Annotated in this window: 17 protein-coding genes; 12 read left to right on the top strand and 5 right to left on the bottom strand. The window is 52.5% G+C overall.

The features are described 5' to 3' along the window. The 9 genes from CPA45_RS19810 to CPA45_RS19770 all read left to right on the top strand — a co-directional run. Positions 1-1,731: histidine kinase (locus CPA45_RS19810; protein WP_244287664.1), on the top strand; the 1,731-nt coding region annotated here is incomplete at its 5' end. Then, positions 1,731-2,399, top strand: a complete 669-nt coding sequence (gene narL, locus CPA45_RS19805) for a two-component system response regulator NarL (RefSeq protein ID WP_096654574.1) — start codon at positions 1,731-1,733, stop codon at positions 2,397-2,399. The genes CPA45_RS19810 and narL, both read left to right, overlap by 1 nt. Before the next feature lie 238 nt (positions 2,400-2,637). Continuing rightward, positions 2,638-4,230, top strand: coding sequence for an MFS transporter (locus CPA45_RS19800; protein ID WP_096654571.1), 1,593 nt, complete (start codon positions 2,638-2,640; stop codon positions 4,228-4,230). 72 nt (positions 4,231-4,302) lie between these two features. Beyond that, a complete protein-coding gene (locus CPA45_RS19795) occupies positions 4,303-4,761 on the top strand; it encodes a universal stress protein (protein ID WP_096654569.1) in 459 nt (152 codons plus the stop codon). 43 nt (positions 4,762-4,804) lie between these two features. Further along, positions 4,805-6,298, top strand: a complete 1,494-nt coding sequence (locus tag CPA45_RS19790; RefSeq protein WP_096654567.1) for an MFS transporter — start codon at positions 4,805-4,807, stop codon at positions 6,296-6,298. Between the two features lie 559 nt (positions 6,299-6,857). Beyond that, entirely contained in the window at positions 6,858-7,835 is a 978-nt protein-coding gene (locus CPA45_RS19785; protein ID WP_096654565.1) for a Bug family tripartite tricarboxylate transporter substrate binding protein, read from the top strand. A gap of 68 nt (positions 7,836-7,903) precedes the next feature. Then, positions 7,904-9,418 (top strand): tripartite tricarboxylate transporter permease, encoded by a 1,515-nt coding sequence (locus tag CPA45_RS19780; RefSeq protein WP_096654563.1) that lies wholly within the window; start codon positions 7,904-7,906, stop codon positions 9,416-9,418. Beyond that, positions 9,415-9,903: a hypothetical protein gene (locus tag CPA45_RS19775; protein ID WP_096654561.1), complete on the top strand. Its 489-nt coding sequence runs from the start codon at positions 9,415-9,417 to the stop codon at positions 9,901-9,903. The genes CPA45_RS19780 and CPA45_RS19775 overlap by 4 nt, the downstream gene beginning before the upstream one ends. 40 nt (positions 9,904-9,943) lie before the next feature. Further along, the gene (locus tag CPA45_RS19770; RefSeq protein ID WP_096654559.1) at positions 9,944-11,158 is read left to right on the top strand and encodes an MFS transporter; all 1,215 of its coding nucleotides are present in this window, start codon (positions 9,944-9,946) and stop codon (positions 11,156-11,158) included. Positions 11,159-11,247: 89 nt separating this feature from the next. On the opposite strand, the gene gabT is transcribed toward CPA45_RS19770, so the two are convergent. The 3 genes from gabT to CPA45_RS19755 are packed head-to-tail and all read right to left on the bottom strand — an operon-like array spanning position 11,248 to position 15,426. Further along, positions 11,248-12,519 (bottom strand): 4-aminobutyrate--2-oxoglutarate transaminase, encoded by a 1,272-nt coding sequence (gene gabT, locus CPA45_RS19765; RefSeq protein WP_096654557.1) that lies wholly within the window; start codon positions 12,517-12,519, stop codon positions 11,248-11,250. Positions 12,520-12,530: 11 nt separating this feature from the next. Then, positions 12,531-13,982 (bottom strand): NAD-dependent succinate-semialdehyde dehydrogenase, encoded by a 1,452-nt coding sequence (locus tag CPA45_RS19760; protein ID WP_096654555.1) that lies wholly within the window; start codon positions 13,980-13,982, stop codon positions 12,531-12,533. A gap of 28 nt (positions 13,983-14,010) precedes the next feature. Next, positions 14,011-15,426, bottom strand: coding sequence for an APC family permease (locus CPA45_RS19755; RefSeq protein ID WP_078089015.1), 1,416 nt, complete (start codon positions 15,424-15,426; stop codon positions 14,011-14,013). A gap of 235 nt (positions 15,427-15,661) precedes the next feature. Between CPA45_RS19755 and CPA45_RS19750 the strand changes: the two genes are divergently transcribed. The 3 genes from CPA45_RS19750 (at position 15,662) to CPA45_RS19740 (ending at position 18,644) form a co-directional block, all read left to right on the top strand. Continuing rightward, the gene (locus tag CPA45_RS19750; RefSeq protein ID WP_096654553.1) at positions 15,662-17,080 is read left to right on the top strand and encodes an aminotransferase-like domain-containing protein; all 1,419 of its coding nucleotides are present in this window, start codon (positions 15,662-15,664) and stop codon (positions 17,078-17,080) included. A gap of 131 nt (positions 17,081-17,211) precedes the next feature. Beyond that, entirely contained in the window at positions 17,212-17,892 is a 681-nt protein-coding gene (locus tag CPA45_RS19745) for a transglycosylase SLT domain-containing protein (RefSeq protein WP_096654551.1), read from the top strand. An 11-nt stretch (positions 17,893-17,903) separates the two neighbouring features. After that, a complete protein-coding gene (locus CPA45_RS19740; RefSeq protein ID WP_096654549.1) occupies positions 17,904-18,644 on the top strand; it encodes a TSUP family transporter in 741 nt (246 codons plus the stop codon). Between the two features lie 42 nt (positions 18,645-18,686). Here the strand turns inward: CPA45_RS19740 and CPA45_RS19735 are convergent, their stop codons facing one another. Together CPA45_RS19735 and nhaC are read right to left on the bottom strand one after the other, a co-directional pair. Beyond that, entirely contained in the window at positions 18,687-19,238 is a 552-nt protein-coding gene (locus tag CPA45_RS19735) for a cupin domain-containing protein (RefSeq protein ID WP_096654547.1), read from the bottom strand. Positions 19,239-19,428: 190 nt separating this feature from the next. Continuing rightward, positions 19,429-20,889: a Na+/H+ antiporter NhaC gene (gene nhaC, locus CPA45_RS19730; protein ID WP_096654545.1), complete on the bottom strand. Its 1,461-nt coding sequence runs from the start codon at positions 20,887-20,889 to the stop codon at positions 19,429-19,431. Between the last annotated feature and the right edge of the window lie 194 nt (positions 20,890-21,083).

The raw sequence follows: 21,083 nt of genomic DNA, 5'->3' as shown, positions 1-21,083 counted from the left end.
GTTTTCTTGGTCATGAACACCTCCAATGCCTCCAGTATGAGGCTTACCGGGGTGTCCGCTCCAATTAGACCAGTTCACTTCGATCAACGTTTGCACGGCACAACGTTACAACAAACCATCCCGACGGATGATCGTCACGAGCGCCGCCGTCAATTAGAAAGACTTCAAACCTACTGGCAACACACACTTCGCCCGGCACTACAGGCGCCGACCACCGCCACAAGACTTGACCTGGATACGCTAGAAATGATGATCATTGCCATGGTCAATGACATTGAAGTTCTAGTCACCTATCTCGAACAGAGCACCGAGGCCAAGGTGCGGCTGTTGGGCATGATGCAAGTGCTCTTTTTGGTACTGATCGCTATTGTGGTCTCGATCGCCCTCTACGATGTTCGCTACAACCTAGTCGTGCCTCTACGCCAACTTATGGTGCTTGCCCGCGAAGCGGCTCAGCGTAACTTCAAGCCACGTTCACAGCTGCGCGGCAGCGATGAACTGGCTCTACTGGGCCACACCTTTAATAAAATGTCTGCCGAGCTGGCAACAAGCTACGCTGCACTAGAAGAAAAAATATTACTAAAGAAACAAGAGCTTGAACGCAGCAATCAGGCACTGCGGGTGATGCACGATGCCAGTCGTTCGCTATATGGTGGCGGTAACGACCTCTGCTCTAGCGCAGCGCCGATGTTACGTGAACTGGAGAAACTGCTGAATATCGGGCCGATACGGCTTTCGTTAAAAGACCCTTTCGATCAACGGACAATGCCGGTATTAGAGACCCACTCACGTACCCGGCCAGAGTATTGCCGTGATCAGGATTGTCATGCCTGCCTGATTGACCCTCGCCCTTTGGAGTTGGTTACCAATCACCAGTCGCAATGCTTGCTGCTACCTATCAGCGTGGGCGATACACTGCTGGGTACCCTGGAGGTGTGGTATCCCCTGGAGCGACTCAATGATAGCACCCGGCGGCTGCTCACCATGTTAGCCGACCAGCTCGCCACGGCGGTATACCTGCAGCGGCGTATCGAAGAACAGCAGCACGTCACGCTGATCAACGAGCGAACCATCATTGCCCGTGAATTGCACGACTCCTTGGCTCAGTCACTCTCTTATCTCAAAATGCAGGTCGCTCGGCTTGAACGCATGCAGCAAAAAGAGGCAAGCCGAGAAGCTCAATCCGCAGTCTTCGATGAACTGCGTAACGGTTTAAATAGCGCCTATCGTCAACTGCGTGAGCTACTCACCACCTTCCGACTCAAGCTAGAGGGACCCGGGCTACAATTTGCCTTGCACCAGACCGTCGAAGAGTTCAGTCAACGCATGGGGACAGTGGTCGAGCTTGACTACGATGTGCCGCCTTATCTGCTTAATCCCAATGAAGAAATCCACGTGCTACAGATTGTTCGTGAGGCGCTGGCCAACATCCACAAGCACGCCCAAGCCCACTGGGCTGGGGTCACAGTACGCTTCGCCGATGCTCAATTACTGGTTCGCATTGAAGATGACGGCATCGGCCTGGAAGACGATAGCTCGCCTCCGATGCACTACGGTTTGGTGATTATGCGCGACCGGACCACTACCCTGAACGGCGAAATGAGTATCGCCAATCGCCCCACAGGAGGTACCGGTATTGAGATAGTCTTCACCCCTTTGACCGCCCGCTTAATTCAGCAGCAGCCCACGCCAGCTGCCGCCGATTCTCACTTAGGTACAAGGAACTCTTAATGACGCTTACAACCACCAAAGATACACCTGCCAGCCTCATAATTATTGATGATCATCCTCTACTACGGCGCGGCGTGGCACAGCTGCTTGAGCTGGAAGACGACCTTGAACTGGTTGGTGAGACGGGTAACCCTGAAGAGGGCATCGCGCTTGCCATACAGCTTGAGCCTGATCTGGTACTGCTTGATTTAAATATGCCAGACATCAATGGTTTAGAAGCACTGCGTCGTCTTCGGGAAGCTAACTATAGCGGCCGGGTGGTGATGTTCACTGTTTCCGACCATGAGGATGATGTGGTCGCGGCGCTGCGCAACGGCGCCGATGGTTACCTGCTAAAGGATATGGAGCCTGAAGACATGGTACGCCAACTGCGCCAGGCTGCCCTGGGACGTATGGTAATCAGCGAAAGCCTCACCGCTCTACTCGCGGAAGCATTGCGCAATCAGCGTAATGCGCCTACTACCCCGGATATTCATAGCCTAACCCAACGTGAGCGTGAAATCCTCCAACAACTTGCCGGAGGGCTCTCCAATAAGCTTATCGCACGCAAGCTGGATATTACCGAAGGCACTGTCAAAGTCCACGTCAAGCACTTGCTCAAAAAGCTTAACTTACGCTCACGTGTCGAAGCTGCAGTTTGGGCAGTGCAGGAAGGCATCGATCGCTAGCCAACTCTGTGTGGTTACCTCCAAAGACTCGCAGGGTACTTTTTCAGTGACTTAACCTTACCCCGTTCTATTTTTTTGTTTTTAAAATCAATTAGCTTCACCTTATCAGCGACTACCTCTCAAGGGGTATGCCGCTGATTTCCCAGCTATTTCTCGCGGTTTCTCAATTATCTTCCCAAGCGTATCTTGCCTTCTAACTGCTAAACGCAGAAAGGATTAATGCCAAGGGGAAACCGCCATGAGCAAAAGAAATGCTGACATTGAGCAGTGGGATATAGAAGACCCCCAATTCTGGGAACAGCAAGGCAAACAGGTAGCTAACCGTAACCTATGGATATCCATTCCCAGCCTGCTGATGGGCTTTGCCGTCTGGATGATGTGGGGAATGATCGCCACCCAAATGCAAAACCTGGGTTTTGCATTCACGGTTAGCCAACTCTTCTCCCTGACGGCGCTTGCTGGCCTAGCGGGTGCCACGTTACGTATCCCGGCATCGTTTATGATCCGCATCGCTGGCGGGCGTAACACTATCTTCCTGACTACTGCACTGCTGATGATCCCCGCAGCAGGTACTGGTATTGCCTTAATGAATCCAGGCACACCGTTCTGGGTATTCCAGGCTTTGGCACTACTTTCGGGTATCGGCGGAGGTAACTTTGCTTGCTCAATGAGCAACATTTCCACCTTCTACCCCAGCAAGCAGCAAGGTTATGCCTTAGGCATGAACGCGGGCCTCGGCAATTTCGGCGTCACCACGATGCAGATTGTGATACCACTGGTAATGACCGTCGGTATTTTCGGTGCTATTGCCGGTTCTCCGATGGAGTTGCAAAGCGCCAGCGGTACCTTGATCGGTCGTATCGAAGCAGGTACCGATACCTGGATTCAGAATGCCGGCTTTATCTGGCTCGTATTTTTGATCCCATTAGCGTTCGCCGGTTGGTTCGGCATGAACAATCTACGCACTATTACGCCCAACCCTGGTACACCACTGGCGGCTTTCAGCAAGATTCTAGGCCTCTACAGCATCGGCATCGTCACTACTATCATCGGTGTGCTAGCACTCAGCTGGCTCAATATGTGGATTGCTTTGCCGCTAACGATCGTGCTGACCCTAGTGTTGTTGCGCCTGATTCCCGGCGACATCAAGCCCAATATCCAGAAGCAGTTCGCGATATTTTCCAATAAACACACTTGGTCAATGACTATCCTCTACATTCTGACCTTCGGCTCCTTTATCGGCTTCTCTGCTGCCTTACCGCTCTCCATCAACGTTATCTTCGGCAATATGATGGAAGCGACTGCCGATGGCACGCTGATTCGCGTGGCCAATCCGGAAGCACCCAGCGCCTTAACCTGGGCCTGGATAGGCCCCTTCGTTGGAGCCCTCATCCGTCCGTTAGGCGGCTGGATCTCCGACAAAGTGGGTGGTTCTATCGTCACCCAAATAATCTCCGCCATCATGGTGGTCGCCTCGATCGCCACCGGCTATGTGATGATGCAAGCCTATAACGCCACCGACCCCAATCAATTCTTTTGGCTATTCCTACTGCTGTTCATTGTGTTATTCGCCGCCAGTGGTATCGGTAACGGCTCTACGTTTCGCAGTATCGGCGTGATCTTTGACCAGCAGCAGAAAGGCCCAGTGCTTGGCTGGACGTCTGCCGTCGCTGCCTATGGCGCCTTCATCGCTCCGCGGGTGATGGGCGAGCAAATTCAAGCCGGCACACCAGAACTTGCCATGTACGGCTTCGCCATCTTCTACGCCATCTGTCTTGTTATCAACTGGTGGTTCTACCTGCGCAAAAACGCCTACGTTAAGAATCCCTGAACACAACCAACCTTTTTATCCCCGGAGCTGAGCCTCCGGGTCTTGCCCCCTACCCCCGTGCGGGAGGACACCATGAAAATCATGATCGCCTATGACGGTTCGCGAAACGCCAAGCTGGCCCTTGCTCAGGTCGTGGATATGTTTCGTTGCAACCAACCCCTACTGGTACTCGTTGGTGTAGTGGAGAACCCACTCGACGCTACCGATAACAACGAAGCACTGTTTCAGCAAGAGCATGATGAGTTAAAGCAATACCTCCAAGAGGGTGTGGCGTTTGCTACCGGCGAAGGGTTTCACACCGAGCTGCTATTGGCAGAGGGTGATGCCCGCAAGATGCTGCTTCAAGCAACTCGAAAAATCTCGCCAGATCTGCTGGTGATTGCTCGCCATAGCCATCAACCGGACGGAGGTATCATCGCCAAATCACTGACTTACTTCGTCGATGAACTCGATTACATGACCTTCGGCAGTGTCAGCTCGTTCTTAGCCCGGCGAGCAGAGTGTCCCTTACTGATCCTCCCCAGCCCTTAACCAGCTCACTTAATAACCTTTTGGGACACAGGATGATACGACCATGAAAGTTTCCGCTGTATTCAAGTTCCGCAGCCCTGAAATTCGGGCTTTGCACCTGACCTGGATTGCCTTTTTCATCACGTTCTACGTGTGGTTCAATATGGCGCCCTTGGCGTCAAGCATGCTCAAGAGTGTCGATTGGCTAACGCCAGAAGACCTCAAACTATTCGCCATATGTAACGTGGCATTGACGATACCTGCCCGTATTATTGTTGGCATGGCGCTAGATCGCTTCGGCCCACGTCGGGTGTTCTCAGTGCTGATGGTGACGATGTCGATACCAGCGTTGGCGTTCGCTTTCGGCAACAGCATGACGCAACTGCTAGTGGCACGCCTGGTATTAAGCTCGATTGGAGCCAGCTTCGTGGTGGGTATCCACATGACGGCGCTGTGGTTCAAGCCCAAGGATATTGGCTTCGCAGAGGGCTTCTACGCTGGCTGGGGTAACTTCGGCTCTGCTGTAGCGGCCATGTCGCTGCCGACCATTGCGCTTAGCATGTATGGCGGCCCCGATGGCTGGCGCTGGGCCATCGCCCAGAGCGCTATCGTGATGGCGGCTTACGGTGTCTACTACTGGTTTGCGATCACTGATGGTCCAGATATCAACTCCCACCGCAAACCACGCAAAACCGCCGCCATGGAAGTGAGCTCCTGGGGCGACATGATCAAGTTGATCATTTGGACGATCCCGCTGGTCGGCGTGCTCGCTATCCTGGTCTGGCGTATTCAGTATATGGGCTATTTATCGGTCACTAATGCCATTATCGCCTATCTTGTCATTGCCGCGATTGTCATCTATCAGATTGTGCAGATCCTGCGAGTCAATCTACCGATCCTGCGCAAGGGGGTACCTGAGGACGATAAGTACTCCTTCAACAGCGTAGCAGCACTTAACAGTACCTACTTTGCCAACTTTGGCGCTGAGCTGGCCGTGGTGTCGATGCTGCCCATGTTCTTTGAAGAAACCTGGGGGCTGAATGCCGCCACTGCTGGCATGATTGCAGCCTCGTTTGCCTTCGTTAACCTGGTAGCACGCCCCATGGGTGGTATGGTTTCTGACCGTATGGGCAACCGGCGTTTCGTCATGCTGTGCTACATGTTTGGCATTAGCATTGGCTTCTTGTTAATGGGCATGCTCAATTCGAGCTGGCCGTTGATTCTGGCGATTGCCGTGACTATCGGCACCTCGATTTTCGTGCAAGGGGCTGAGGGGGCGACCTTCGGTATCATTCCGTCCATCAAGCGCCGTATCACCGGACAGATCTCGGGTATGGCGGGTGCCTACGGCAATGTTGGCGCCGTGGTCTACTTAACCATCTTTACGTTTGTCACACCGGCGCAGTTTTTTTACATCATCGCCACCGGCGCATTTATCAGCTGGCTTATCTGCCTTGTATGGCTCAAGGAGCCTGAGGGCGCTTTTGATGACGAGTACTATGTTTCGTCAGTAGACCGAGACATCGAAGAGCAAGCACTGCAGAATGCTAGGCTATGAACGTATCACCCACCTCTAGCACTACCTTACACTCTCTAGCACTACCTTACACTCCGGGCCCAAAAGGCCTGGAGTTTGTATATATACCTCCCGAAATGTATAGCACTTCCGCGCAAATGCTCCCCCCTCTCCAGCAGATTGCGCTGTTTGACGATGACAATCGAAACTAATACCAACGAAACTAATACCAATGAAACTAATAATAAAATAAGAGCAGCAACTTAGTTAGCCCGTTAAACAAATAAGCACTCAGCCCCTTTAGTTCTCACACTACAAAAATATCAAATAATACTGCCGAGTGCTTAAGGCACAGTAGAATCATCATCTCAATTGCACCCAATGCAGTGAAAACAATATCCAAATATTACAACCTGCTGATATTTATCAAAAAACACAAACTCAAGAAACATTGATATTGACATTAAAACCATCGAAATTGACAAAACGTTGGCTTGACGAACTTCTATGGTTGTTGAGCAAGTGTTGCTTTTAAATCGACAACCCAACAAATTTATTAATCGCAACACAATGACAAATCAAAAAAAGCAGGGAAACTAATATGCAAATTAAAAGAGCCAAGATTGCCACTGCTGTAAGCGCTGCCTTTCTGACATGTGCCGCTGGTCTTGCTACTGCTGATAGTAGCCCAAGCCTTGGAAATGACCCTATTCGTATTGTGATGCCCTATGGTGCCGGTGGTAGTACAGACATCACTGCCCGCATTATTGCCGCCAATGCGGCAGAGCATTGTGGCACCCGTATTGATGTAGTCAGCATGCCGGGAGCCGGAGGTATGGAAGGCTTGCAGTTTGTTGCGGATGCAACGCCCAATGGCCACACAATTTTGATGGCGGATTACTCAGCCACCATTACCCAAACGCTAACAGAAGAGACAGATTGGGAGGTCGAAGACTGGTCACCGATTGTCCATCTTACCGATTGGAAACCGACGGTTTACGTCAAAGCCGACCACGAAATCCAGAGCATAGAAGAGTGGATTGAACTCGCTGAAGCTCAGCCCAACTCATTAGTATTTGGTCATGCGGATCCACTTAGTTTAGTTCACTTACCCTTAGTAATGCTCGAGATGGAAACCGGCATTCAAAATGTGCATTTACCCACAACTGGAGGGGGTGAAACGCGCACGATGATTCTCGGTGGGCACATTGATTTAGGCATGACGCTCCCACCTTCGATTGTTTCTAATGTAAATTCTGGTGAAGTTACCGCAATAGGTGTGTTTGCAGAAGAGCGCTCAGACGTACTACCTGACGTTCCCACCTTTAAAGAAGCGGGTTACGACGTCTCTTTTGAAGCACCACTGCTGGTTTACACCTACTCGTCAGTCCCTGAATCCATTCAACAAGAACTTTCTGAATGCATCATGAAAGGGCTTGAGACCGACACCGCACAAACCATGAGTGCACAAGCTTCCGCTGGTTTAAATAACGTGCAAGGGCTGGAAAGCGCTCAGGCTATCTATCGCGACACAACAGCACGCGTAAGTGAAGTATTAGCCGCTATTAACGAAGAATAACTCTGCTTCTAACCCCGGTAACCTACCGGGGTTATTTCATTATATTAGAGCTTCGCCGGAGAGCGCTGATGCTTGATCTTATTATTCAGGCCAGTCAGTTGGCCTTTCACCCTTACGTGTTGATGTATGTTTTTCTAGGCGTTCTGCTTGGCATCACCCTAGGCGCGATACCCGGCCTTTCAGGCGATATGGCCATCGCACTCCTGCTGCCTTTTGTCTTTTTCTTAGAACCTGCCATGGCGATGGGCCTGCTAGTAGGTATTTACAAAGGAGGCCTATTTGGTGGCTCAATTTCAGCTATTTCCTTTGGTGTACCAGGTACACCAGGCGCAGCTGCAACGAGTATTGATGGCTATCAAGCCAAGCTCAAAGGCAAGCCCAGTAAAGCATTGCATACCGCGCTGTACTCTTCAGTCATTGGTGATACCACCAGTGATTTGGTATTAATTTTTATAGCTGTACCACTAGCCGCTATTGCTCTGACCTTTGGCCCCATTGAGTTTTTTGCTCTTTATGCGTTTTCATTAATTCTTATTGCTGCTCTTAGCCAGGGTGTGGTCGCGAAGGGTCTTGCCGTTGCAGCCATCGGTATTTTATTGGCCATGATCGGGCGCGACCCCATCACCGGCGCTGTGCGTATGACGTTTGGTATTCCAGGGCTGGCAGGCGGGCTAAGCCTGATTCCTGTACTGATCGGTATCTTTGCAATTTCGGAAGTGGTTTTTCAAGGTGCTAAGTTATGGCGGCGTAAAGTCGACAAAATAATGGATGATGTCGCCAATCAGGCCAGCCTGCTGCAAGGCTATGACATAAGCAAAGATAAACTGACCTGGGCTGAGTTTAAGTTCACGTTAAAGGCGACCTACATCGGAGCGGCGGTTGGCACCTTTATTGGCGCGCTCCCTGGCGCTGGTCAATCACTCGCGGCTTTCATGAGCTATGGTCTTGCCCAGCGCTTCTCCAAGCGTCCTGAAGATTTTGGTAAAGGCTCTTTAGAAGGGATCGCCAGTGCAGAATCAGGCAACAGCGCTACCGCAGGCTCTACCTTTATTCCTCTTTTTGCCTTTGGGATTCCAGGTAGTGCAACAGCTGCGCTCTTCGGTGCCGCCTTTATATTGATGGGTATGACACCAGGGCCAAGCTTGTTAAGCGATAATACCGAGATTATTTATGCACTATTCTTCACGTTGATTTTTGCTAACCTGGTCAACCTGGTGCTCGGTAAACTGCTGCTGCCCTACTACTCGCGCATAGCCATGATCCAGCCTGGCTATATGATACCCGCTGTCTTTATTTTAGCGATTATTGGCACATACGCAGCCAATAACTCGACCATGGATGTTTGGGTATTACTCTTTGCCGGCTTGCTGGGCATTACTCTGAAGCTATTGAGCTTTCCTTTAGCGCCTTTGGTACTCGGCTTTATTATCGGCCCTGGTGCAGAGCGAGCGCTTCGCCAGTCAATGATTATGGGAGGCGGCGATTGGTGGGTGTTAGTGAAGAGCCCGATTGCGATTGGCTTTTATATAGCTGCTTTCGTTTTGATTCTGCTCTTCACGTTGGCACTGAGGGCTAAAAAATGAACCATACTCTCGTTAAAGAGCTACTGGCCGCGGTGGTTGTTTTATCTCTTGGGATCGCAGGGCTAATCCATATACAGCTGGGCGCCTGGAGGCCAGCCCCTTTGGTCCCCTCCTATATCATGCCGCAAACCGCTTATTACTTCTTGATTGCGTCGGGCGTGTGGATATTGGGCGCCATCGGCATCTTTACCGCCCGTAAGCGGCTAGCCAACCTGGGAACGCCCAATGCCGAACAACATGACCTAGTAGCCGTCGGGATGTCGGTGTCGGTGATGTTAATAGGTGCGGTGTTTTACTTCCTCTCTGTGCTTAACATTGGGCTGGTTGTTTCAACCGTGGTGTTTAACGCAATACTGGTTGCTGTATTAGCGCCTAATGCATCACTAAAAACACTCGCGACAGTTCCTCCGCTGGTAGGCATCGTGGTATGGCTGCTGTTCGTTAAATTGATAGGCATGACATTACCGACACCTCTGCTATTTTAGCGGACAGAGAGAAGCTCAATCTGAATGAGGTGTTAGTAATGTGAAGACCCCTGGAGAGATAGCACACCACCCTTTTGCGGTGGTGTTTTCCACCACCCTGGTTCTAGCTTACGCCTCATTGATAGCGCTTTATCCGGCTGCCATCGCTCCCGAATTGGCTCAATCTCTGGGAGTATCGTCTTCGGCAGTCGGGCTTCAGCTTAGCCTTGTTTTCGGTGGTGCCATTTTGTCATCGCTGATCGGTGGGCCCTTAACAAGACGCTTGGGACCTTGCCGAACAAGCCAGCTCTCACTTGCCCTATTAGGCAGCGGCGCACTATTACTCTCGGTACCAACACTACCTTCGTTTGCTATCGCTTCGCTTGTTGCCGGCCTTGGCTACGGGCTGACTAACCCAGCCGCCTCATTGTTACTTGTGCGCTTCACACCAAGCCAGTACCGCGGGCTTATCTTTTCCATCAAACAGACAGGCGTTCCCTTAGGGGGAGTGTTGGCAGGTGCAACAGCACCGCTAATAGCTGTCACACTGGGCTGGCAGGCAGGTCTCTGGCTTTATGGTGCGTTGGCTGTGGCTGGCATTTTGTTGCTACAACCCAACCTATCCCATTGGGATGACCAGCGAACACCAGGAACACCTTGGCTATCACGACCATTCACTGGGGTCGCGTTAGTATGGCAGCATCCTTCGTTACGCTATGTGGCTCTCTTGAGCCTTTGTTTCGCGACTATCCAGCTTTCAATATCCGCATTTACCGTCGCCTTATTGGTAGAAGACTTAGCGTTTAGCTTAGTAGATGCGGGGCTGGTAATGTCAGCGCTTCAGGTAAGTGGAGTGTTGGGACGCATTAGTTGGGGGTGGCTAGGTGATTGGCAGGGAAACCGTTTTCTGACGCTTCTGATCATTGCAGCCACGACGGCTCTAGGCTGTATGCTGATTGCCTCTATGTCAGCGTCTTGGCCAAACATTCTGGTCGTTACTATTCTGTGCTTAACAGGCTTTGCCAGCCTAGGCTGGAACGGTGTATTTATGGCAGAGGTTGCACAACTCTCTCCCCAAAACCGTGTTGCAGATGCAGCGGCAGGCTGCCTGGTGTTTACCTACAGTGGTGTGTTATTCGGCTTGCCTCTGTTCGCCTCATTGCACTCTTGGCTCGGTAACTATCCAAGTGTTTTTAGTTTATTGTCTGTTTTGGCACTCGCCAGCATCAGCTTTCTTTGGCTTGCCCATTCAAACCGACACGCCAGTACGTCTTAGTTAATAAATTATTTATTTAAAAACCCGCCCATCGCCAACAGTTTGTGCTGTTTGACGAGGGTGGGTTAGAGGATTGCTAGCAGTATGTATTAACTAAGTTCGACCAGGGACTGCTCAATAATGCCCAGGCCCTCTTCCAGCACTGCAGAAGAAACCGTCAGCGGTACCAAAATGCGGATGCTGTTGCCGTAGAAGCCACAAGAAAGCAGGATCAGGCCTTTCTCGCGGGCTTTGGCACAGAGCGAGCCGGTGAGCGCTGTATCAGGCTTCCCTTCGCTATCGAGCAGCTCAAAGGCTGCCATGGCACCTAGCTGGCGGCCGTGGGCAACAGCAGGAAAACGCTCTTCCCATGCCGCAAAACGCTCCGCCAGCATTTTGCCCATCTGCTCGCTGCGGGCCAGGATATCTTCCTCTTCAATCACCTCGATCACCGCCAGCGCTGCGGCGCAGGAGAGCGGGTTGCCGCTGTAGGTGCCACCCAGGGAGTTAGGGCCAGAGGCGTCCATTACCTTGGCAGTACCGACGACGGCTGAGAGCGGCATGCCGTTGGCCAGACTCTTGGCGGTGGTCAGAATATCCGCCTCAATCCCGCTGTGTTCGAGGGCAAACAGCTTACCGGTGCGGGCGAAGCCCGACTGTACTTCATCAGCGATCAGCAGAATGCCGTGTTCGTCACACAGCGCCCGCAGCGCTTTCAGATAATCCGGTGAAGCTATGTAGAAACCGCCTTCGCCCTGTACCGGCTCAATCACGATAGCCGCCGTGCGGTGCGGGGCAATATCGGTTTTGAACAGCGTGCGAATAGCGTTTAGCGACGCCTCTTCGCTGATACCGTGCAGCGGGTTGGGGAACGGCGCGCGGAACACGTCGCCCGGCATCGGGCCAAAGTCATTCTTGTAGGGCAGCACCTTGCCAGTCATGGCCAAGGTCATCATGGTGCGGCCATGGAAGGCGCCATCGAAGGTAATAATGCCACTGCGGCCAGTAGCGGCACGGGCGATCTTCACGGCGTTTTCCAGCGCTTCGGCACCAGTATTGACCAGCATCGCTTTACGCTCAGGGCCACGTACCGGAGTTAATTCGCAGAGCTTTTGACACAGCTGCACGTAAGGGGCGTAGGAGATCACCGCCGCGCTGGTGTGCATCACTTTTTTAAGCTGCGCTTCTACTGCCGCGACAATTTTTGGGTGGCGGTGGCCTAGGTTTAATACGCCAATCCCCCCGGCAAAATCGATCCAACGGTTGCCATCGGCATCCCACAACTCGGCATTTTCAGCGCGCTCGGCAAACTGGGTTGTTGGCGTGGCGGCACCGTTGGCCACATAGCGATTTTTCAGTTCGTTCAATTCTTGGTTATTCATCATCATTCCCTTTAAAGGCCGCCAACGCAGACGTATTTCAGTTCAGTAAATTCATCAAGACCGTGGTGAGAGCCTTCACGGCCCAGCCCAGACTCTTTCACACCGCCAAACGGCGCCAGCTCGGTGGAGATCATCCCTTCGTTAACGCCGACCATGCCGTACTCCAACTGCTCCATGGTGTGCCAAATGCGACGATAGTCAGTGGCATAGAAGTAGGCCGCTAAACCAAACGGTGTATCGTTGGCCATCTGGATGGCCTCTTCGTCGCGCTGGAAACGGAACACCGGCGCTACCGGGCCGAAGGTCTCTTCGTCGGCCACCGCCATTTTGGTGGTGACATCCGCCAGCACTGTGGGGGTAAAGAAGCGTTCGCCCGCCTCATGGGGCTTGCCACCGCACAGCAGCCGCGCACCTTGATTGACCGCGTCGTCCACATGGCGCTGTACTTTATCTACCGCCGCTTGGTTGATCAGCGGGCCGATAACGCTGCCCTCGGCTAAGCCATCCCCCACCGTCAGCGCCTTAACACGCTCGGTGAGCTTGCTGACGAACGTATCGTAAATACCGTCCTGCACTAGAAAGCGGTTAGTGCATACGCAGGTTTGCCCGGCATTGCGGAATTTGGAGGCGATGGCGCCATTAACCGCAGCATCCACATCAGCGTCGTCAAACACGATAAAGGGCGCGTTGCCACCTAGCTCCATGGCGGTTTTCTTCACTGTGCTGGCGCACTGGGCGAGCAGATGTTTGCCCACAGGGGTCGAGCCGGTAAACGATACTTTGCGTACCCGTGGGTCTGTGGTGAGCACTTCACCTACTGCTGCTGGTTTTGATGCGGTCACTACGTTAATGGTGCCCGCGGGGAGGCCCGCTTCCAGCGCAAGATACGCGGCGGCAAGCGCGGTTAACGGTGTGGCTTCAGCAGGTTTGATGACCACGGTGCAGCCAGCAGCCAAAGCCGGTGCGCACTTGCGGGTAATCATCGCCAGCGGAAAGTTCCAGGGGGTAATTGCCGCGACAACACCCACCGGCTCGCGCAGTACCAACAGGCGTTTATCCGTGCCGTGGCTGGGCAACGTTTCCCCGGCCATGCGCTTGGCTTCTTCGGCAAAAAACTCAATAAACGACGCGCCGTAGGTTACTTCACCTTTGGCTTCCGCCAGGGGCTTACCCTGCTCTAATGTCATCAGGCGGGCCAAGTCGTCGGCGTGTTCGTTAATCAACTCAAACCAGCGGCGTAGCAGTGCTGAGCGCTGCTTCACTGGCGTTGCTCGCCAGGCAGGCCCTGCGGCATACGCTGCGGCTACCGCGTCGCGAGTATCATCGGCGCCTAAATCGGCAACTCGGGCAATCGTCTCGCCTGTAGCGGGGTTATCTACGGCGAAGGTTTGTTTGCCTGAACGCCACTCTTCCCCAACCAAGGCTGGGACGGCATCGTGCAACCACTGTTCGATAAAGCTCATAGCATGCTCCTTGAAGGTATTGGGTGGCTTAGAAATCCGCTAGCATGTGTTTATCGCTGTAGGCACGACCATAGGTGCGCAGCGCATGGATGTATAAACCAACGCCCAGCAGTGACCAGCCAGCAAAGATTGACCACTCCGCGCCACTCAGCGCGGCAGGGCTACCCGGCAGATAAAGGCAGGCCATGCCAAAGGAAAGCACCACCGCCAGCGTTCCACACAACTTGCCGTGGCGAATACGGAATGGGCGAGGCATATCTGGCTCACGCACCCGCAACACCACAAAGGAAATCGCCACAAACAGGTAGGCAATTACAATGCCCAGGCCACCAGCGTTGACAATCCACACAAGAGCCGGACGACCAAAGAAGGGCGCGATACAGGAGAGAATCCCCATCAGAAAAATGGCGTTGGTGGGTGTTTTATAGCGCGGGTGAAGCTTAGCGAATGGCGCGGGCAGCATGCCGGCTTTAGCCAGGGCGTAAATAGCCCGTGAGCCGCCGATATAGAAGGCATTCCAACTGGTGATAATGCCCGCAATGCCCGCCAATACCATTAGGTTGCTGGCCCAAGGGGCGTTAAACAGGCTACCCATTGCATCGGCTACGCTAAGTGTACTGGCTGAGAGCTCTGCGCTATTTAACGCGAGACTAGTGGCCAAAATGATCAACGCATACCACACCACTGCCAGAATGACCGACATCATCAACACTTTGCCGATCGCCTTGTAAGGCAAATTGATCTCTTCGGCGGCCTGGGGAATAACATCAAATCCTACGAACAAAAACGGCACCATGACAAGCACCGCTACGATACCTGCTAGCACACCAGTATCCGCTTGTGTGAACAGCGGCATCATGTTGATGGTTTCGCCTTCGAACAACGCCCCAGTGACAAACATCACGCCAACCAGCAAAATCATGCCAGTAACTACTTTTTGCAGTAGCGCAGCGGTGGTGACCCCAAAGTAGTTGATGATCATCATGGCGAGTGAACCACCGACACCAACAGCGACCCAGGTGGCCTTTACTTCCCAACCGGCAATAGTCCACAGGTGGCCGACCGCATAATTCGGCGCGAGGTGTTCAATCACGGTGGGCAGCGCAACGGCCTCAAATGCCACGACGCTCAGATAGCCTAAAATAATTGCCCAGGTGCATAAAAAAGAGGACAAGTGACCAAGGGCACGATAGCTATAGACATGCTCTCCGCCTACTTTGGGCATGGCAGATGCCAGCTCCGCGTAGGTAAGTCCCACCATGATGATCGCCAAACCACCAATAATAAACGCTATAACAGCCCCTAGGCTGCCAGCAGATTGAATGGCAGTGCCGGTGAGAACTATCCAGCCCCAGCCAATCATCGCACCAAAGGCAAGGGCTAATACGTCACCGCGGGCGAGTACCCGGACAAGCTTATCCTGTTCAGAAGAGGGTGTGGTCATAGCACGAAGTCCTGCAAGTTATTGGATGTTGTCGTTGGCGCTCTGAGGCGCAGTATCCTGATTCCGGCTAACGGAATAGCGACACGCTAGCAGGCAGCGCGCAGAATACGAATGCACCACTTTTATGTTCAACTAGACCACTTTTCAAACGCACCAAAGAGGTGCGGCTTTTATATAATACTTTTGTCCACGTGCCCCGCCATCGCGGGCTTAACACAAAAAGTAGAGGCCCAACATGGATCGCAAGCAAGTCTTGCACCAATTTGTACAACTTTATGCACTGCAACCAGAGCGCCTGAGTAAACAGGTACGAATCGAACAGGCACTACGCCAAGCCATCACCGAGCAGTGGCCCACCGGGCTGCGGCTGCCCTCCCACCGGGTACTGGCGGAGTCGATCAATGTGGCACGCCAAACGCTGGCGCTAGCGGTAGCTACGCTGCTAAGCGAACAACTTTTAAAAACCGCCCACGGTCAGGGCACCTGGACTTGTAAACCAGCAGCCCCAATGGCATTGGCGTCCACCAATACCCAGCTTTCCCGGCGTGCCCAAAGGGTGCTCGAGGGGCCGGGGGCAAGCCGGGTACAAAGTGGAGCTTTTGTACCCGGCATTCCTGATATCGCACAGTTCCCAATGCGTAAGTGGCGACAGCTTTATGCGAGCGTCACCGTGCCGCAAAATGCGCTACTGCTCTCATACTCCACCGGTGGATACGGGCCGCTTAAACGTGCTATTCGTGACTTTCTGGCTCGCTGGCGCAACATCAGCTGTGATACTGAACAGATCATCATTACCGACGGCACCCATAACGGTATTGAACTATGCGCAATGGCACTGACTGATGTGGGCGATACGGTGGCTATGGAGTCTCCTTGCTACTGGGGAGCGAGAAATGTGTTTACCGGTGCGGGGCTGAATATTGAAATGCTGGCGTGGCTACCCGATAAGGGACACGTATTACCGAAGATCACCAACAATATCGCCCTTGCCTACTTAACCGGCTCCCACCACTACCCGCTCAGCGTGCCCACCAGTGCTGTCGATAAGCAGCGTTTATGCGAGGCCTTAGCGCCTACGTATATTGTCGAAGACGACTATGAGTTCACCCGCGATGACCACACCAACCTACTCTTTGAAGCCACCTCCGAGCGTCACTTGCTAGCAGGCTCGTTCTCCAAGATGATGTTTCCTGGGCTAAGGCTTGGTTATTTAGTCGTACCGCACCACTTGTCAGGCCCAATGAATCGCCTGCGTAGCGAACTATTCCGCGAAGGGCGCATGCTGGAACAAGCCGTGCTGGCACAATTCATGTTTGACGGCGACCTAGACGCTTGGTGCCGCCGTATTCAGCGGGATTATTTAGGCCGCCAGCAAGTGCTGCATGACCAGCTACGTTCACTGCCCAGGGTGCGCTATGTATCGCCTCCCTGCAGTGCGATAAGCCTATGCATTGAGTTTGAACCGGGAGTGAATGACATTGCGCTCGCCCAGGCACTGATGAAGGAGCACTTAATTGTTCGTCCACTCAGTCCCGTGTGCGCTAAAACAGATCCGCGAGTCGGTTTGGTGATGGGCGTAGGAATGCTGTCAGGTGAAACCTTAGTACGTGAAGCCCAGCGGCTACGCCGCTGCTTAGAGAGCCTGCTACGCTAGGGGGAATTTCCATAGAGGGGATGTTGAGCGCCACGCCAAGTGTATTGATAACAATTGATTTACCAGATCTCACTTATAAGAACTTGCTCACAAGGACTTACCCACAAGGACTTACTCACAAGGACTTTGCCATGTACTGCCCTGTTGATAGTTTTGCTACACGTTACTCGTCCGCTCCAGAGACATGGCGTTTATGGGTAATTTTAAGCTTTGTACTGCTACTTTCTGGCTGCGCCACTTTTTCACCAAACCCACCTGCGGATCAGAGTAATATCTGCGAAATCTTTCGCGAACAGCCCAGTTGGTACGACTACGCAAGAGAATCAGAAGACAAGTGGGGCACTCCGATTGCTACCCAGATATCGTTTATCCAGCAGGAATCTTCGTTTCGTAGCCACGTTCGCCCTGATCGAAAACGCTACTTAGGCTTTATCCCTGGCCCTCGTCCCTCCTCCGCCAGAGGCTACGCTCAGGCGCAAGACCCTGTTTGGGCCGAGTATCGCGATCAAGCTGGCAGCACCTTTGCAAGGCGTACTCATATGAAGTATGCCACCGACTTTATTGGCTGGTATAACCGTCGCTCGCAGCAGCAGGCGGGTATCTCGCTGAGTAACCCGGAGCACCTTTACTACGCCTACCATGAAGGTGCAGGCGGCTACCAACGTGGCACCTACCGTAATAAACCCCATGTACTACGCGCAGCTAGTCAGGTATCAGCGCGAGCCAACCGCTACCAAGCCCAGCTCAATAGCTGTGAAGCAGAGTTCCAGTGTCGTCGCTTTTATCAATTTGGGCCATTTTGTCGTAGCTAAGGACACCACCAATGCCACTATTGATTGGAGCGGCCCTGGTTAGTGTGGTGTTTTTCACATCGGCACTCTCTGGTGTATTCGGCATGGCTGGCGGCCTAGTACTGCTGTGGTTTCTGCTACTGATATTTCCTGCTGGTACTGCAATGGCGGTACATGGCGTTATTCAGCTCACCGCAAATGGGTCACGGGCGTGGCTTTCGCGGCGCTTTATCATCTGGCGTATCGTTGCCTTGATGACGCTAGGTGTGCTGAGCGCTGCGGGGCTGTTGCTGCTATTTAGCTACAGCGCCAATGTCACTACCGTATCGTTGTTGATTGGTTTAATGCCGATTTTGGTATGGATGCCCAAGGGCTGGTTTCATCTGGATGCCAACCGCACCAGCCATGCGCTATGTTGTGGTATAGCAGCGGGCGGGTTGACCATTGCCGCCGGAGTTTCCGGGCCGCTGATTGACCTCTCCTTTGTGCGCTCCCAGATGGATCGCCGACAGGTTGTCGCCACTAAGGCGATGATCCAGGTGGTTGCTCACAGCATCAAGATTATCTTTTATCTTGGCTCAGCACTGGCGCTAAGTGCTGGAGAGTGGAGCATTGTTATACTGGCCGCACCGTTCGCAATTTTCGGCACCCATACCGGCCACCGCATTTTGCAGCGCCTAACCGATGCCAACTTTCGTACCTGGACTCGTTGGATCATTACCGGTATTGGCGTTTTTTACTTCCTGCAAGGCATATTCTTATTAACCCGCTAGTATTACCGCAACGGTAACCAACCCCACGATATCAAAACCATCTTAAAATGCCTGACCAGGTGTTGCGCAGCTAACAATTTTGCAGCCTACATCGCCAATGTTACGAAAACGGTGTGGTACGTTGGTTTTAAAATAATACGACTCGCCGGGCCCTAATCGACGCACCGAGGAGCCTACCGTCAGCTCGATTTCACCCTCCAGAACAACACCCGCTTCCTCACCGTGGTGGGCAATCATTTCCTGACCAGTATCGGTTCCCGGCGGATAGTGCTCAATCATAAACGCCAGCCCTCGATTAGGCCGGTTGGCCCCCACCAGCTTTAACGTAATATTATCTGAGCCAATATCCACCAAGTCGTCAGGCGAATAGAAAATTTGCTCCTGATTATCAAGATCCATCGTGAAAAAATCTCCAACGCTTATGGCAAAGGCGTTGAGAATTTTCTTTAGAGAGCTGACAGACGGGCTCACTTTTCCCTGCTCAATCAGCGACAAACTGGAGTGGGTCACCCCACACTGCTTTGCCAGCTCACGCTGCGAAATCCCGCGCAGCTTGCGCAAGGAGCGCAGCCGCTCACCTACGTCATCTGTCATGCCTGATTCACTCCCTGTTGGTTTGCCTACCTGTTGGCTTGTCTATGACGCTATGCGTCGGTATTGCAACTTATCGATAAAATGGTGCCTATCATAGCGCAAAAAAAGCCCCACCATGGTGGGGCAAGCTTTAAACACAAACACTCAACACAAGCTGTCAATAAATGCATTTTCACACAAAGAGTACTCGTCAAGCTCCTGAAGCAGCTCGCTCGCTAGCTGGCTCATCGCGTGCAGACTCATTCTCGTAGGCAATTTTGAAACCAGTAAAGCCATAAATAATGGCAAACACCGGGCTTAGCAGCGCCAAAAATGCATAAGGCGCATAGCTGAAGGCGCTGACCCCTAGCGTGGCAAACATAAAGGCACCACAGGTATTCCAAGGTACTAATGGTGAGGTCATGGTACCGGCATCTTCTACCGTGCGAGACAGGTTTTTAAGTTTAAGCGCACGGCGCTTATACTCGCTGGCATACATACGGGCAGGTAAAATAATACTTAAATACTGATCACATCCCACCACGTTAGCAGTCATCGATGTAGCCACAGTCGTGGCGATCAGGCTGCCAGTGGTTTTGGCCAGTTTAAGTAAACTTTCTACGATGGTGCGGAAGAAACCTGCCGACTCAAGAATCCCACCAAAACTCATGGCAATAATGATCAACGAAACAGTCCACATCATGGAGTCAACACCGCCGTTAGTCAGCAGCTCATCCACCGCTTCATTGCCCGTGTCTACCGCGTAACCTTCCACAAAAATAGTAAAACTATCACCCAGCGGCACTCCTTGAATCACAATCGCACAGATAAATCCCATCAATGAGCCGATTGAAAGTGCAGGAATCGCGGGTACTTTCTTGACCATCATCACAATCACCAACGCCGGTACCAGCAGCAGCCAGGGGCTGATAATAAATAGCTCGTTCAAGCTCTGCTGCAACTCAATCACCTGCGTGGCTCCATCACCAGAAGGCGTCATACTCAAGCCAATAATGGTGTACAACACCAGCGCAACAGAGATTGCAGGAACGGTGGTGTAAAGCATATAGCGAATATGCTCAAACAGATCCACGCCCACAACACCAGACGCCATATTAGTAGTCTCAGAAAGCGGAGAAATCTTATCGCCAAAATAAACGCCAGAAATCACGGCTCCAGCCACCATAGCGGGGTTGATGCCCAGCCCTTCTCCCACCCCCATCAGCGCAATACCGATAGTACCCGCCGCTGTCCAGGCGTTGCCGCCCGCCAAAGACACAACGCAGCAGATCAAACAGGCTGCGACTAGAAAGTAGTCCGGTGCCAAAATGCTTAGGCCGTAATAGATCATAGTGGGCACTACCCCACCTGCAATCCAGTAGCCAATAATCGTGCCAATAATCAGCAGAATCACAATTGCCTGAGTGGTTAAGCCAATGGAACGCATAATGCCGACTTCGAGCTGCTTCCAGCGACAGCCCGTCGCCAGTGCTACAGCGGCTGCCACTACAGCACTTAGGAACAGTGGTAAATGCGGATCGGTTTCGAAATAACCGATTAGAAGCCCCAACGATGCTGCCATAAACACAATCGGTATCATGGCTGCTGTTAGGCTAGGCCTGGGGATGTCCTGCGTTTCCTGGTCTTCCTTAGTGGTACTATTGGTCGACATAGTGTCCTCACTAATATTTGCTTGTTATTGATGTTGTTAATGTTTTTATTAATGTTGTTATTACCATTTAGAAATCATTGCTACGCAGCGATCGCCACTCACCTCACTGTTACACGTGTTTCTCGACAGTTTTTAGGCAAGGGGAACCCGCTACTAAGTGTCACCGCGTTTGCTGTGACACTTAGCGTTTCTGC

This window comes from Vreelandella nigrificans (assembly GCF_002374315.1).
Taxonomy (GTDB): domain Bacteria; phylum Pseudomonadota; class Gammaproteobacteria; order Pseudomonadales; family Halomonadaceae; genus Vreelandella; species Vreelandella nigrificans.
Note: the sequence above shows the minus strand (reverse complement) of the source record. Positions and strands in the feature narration are given on the sequence as shown.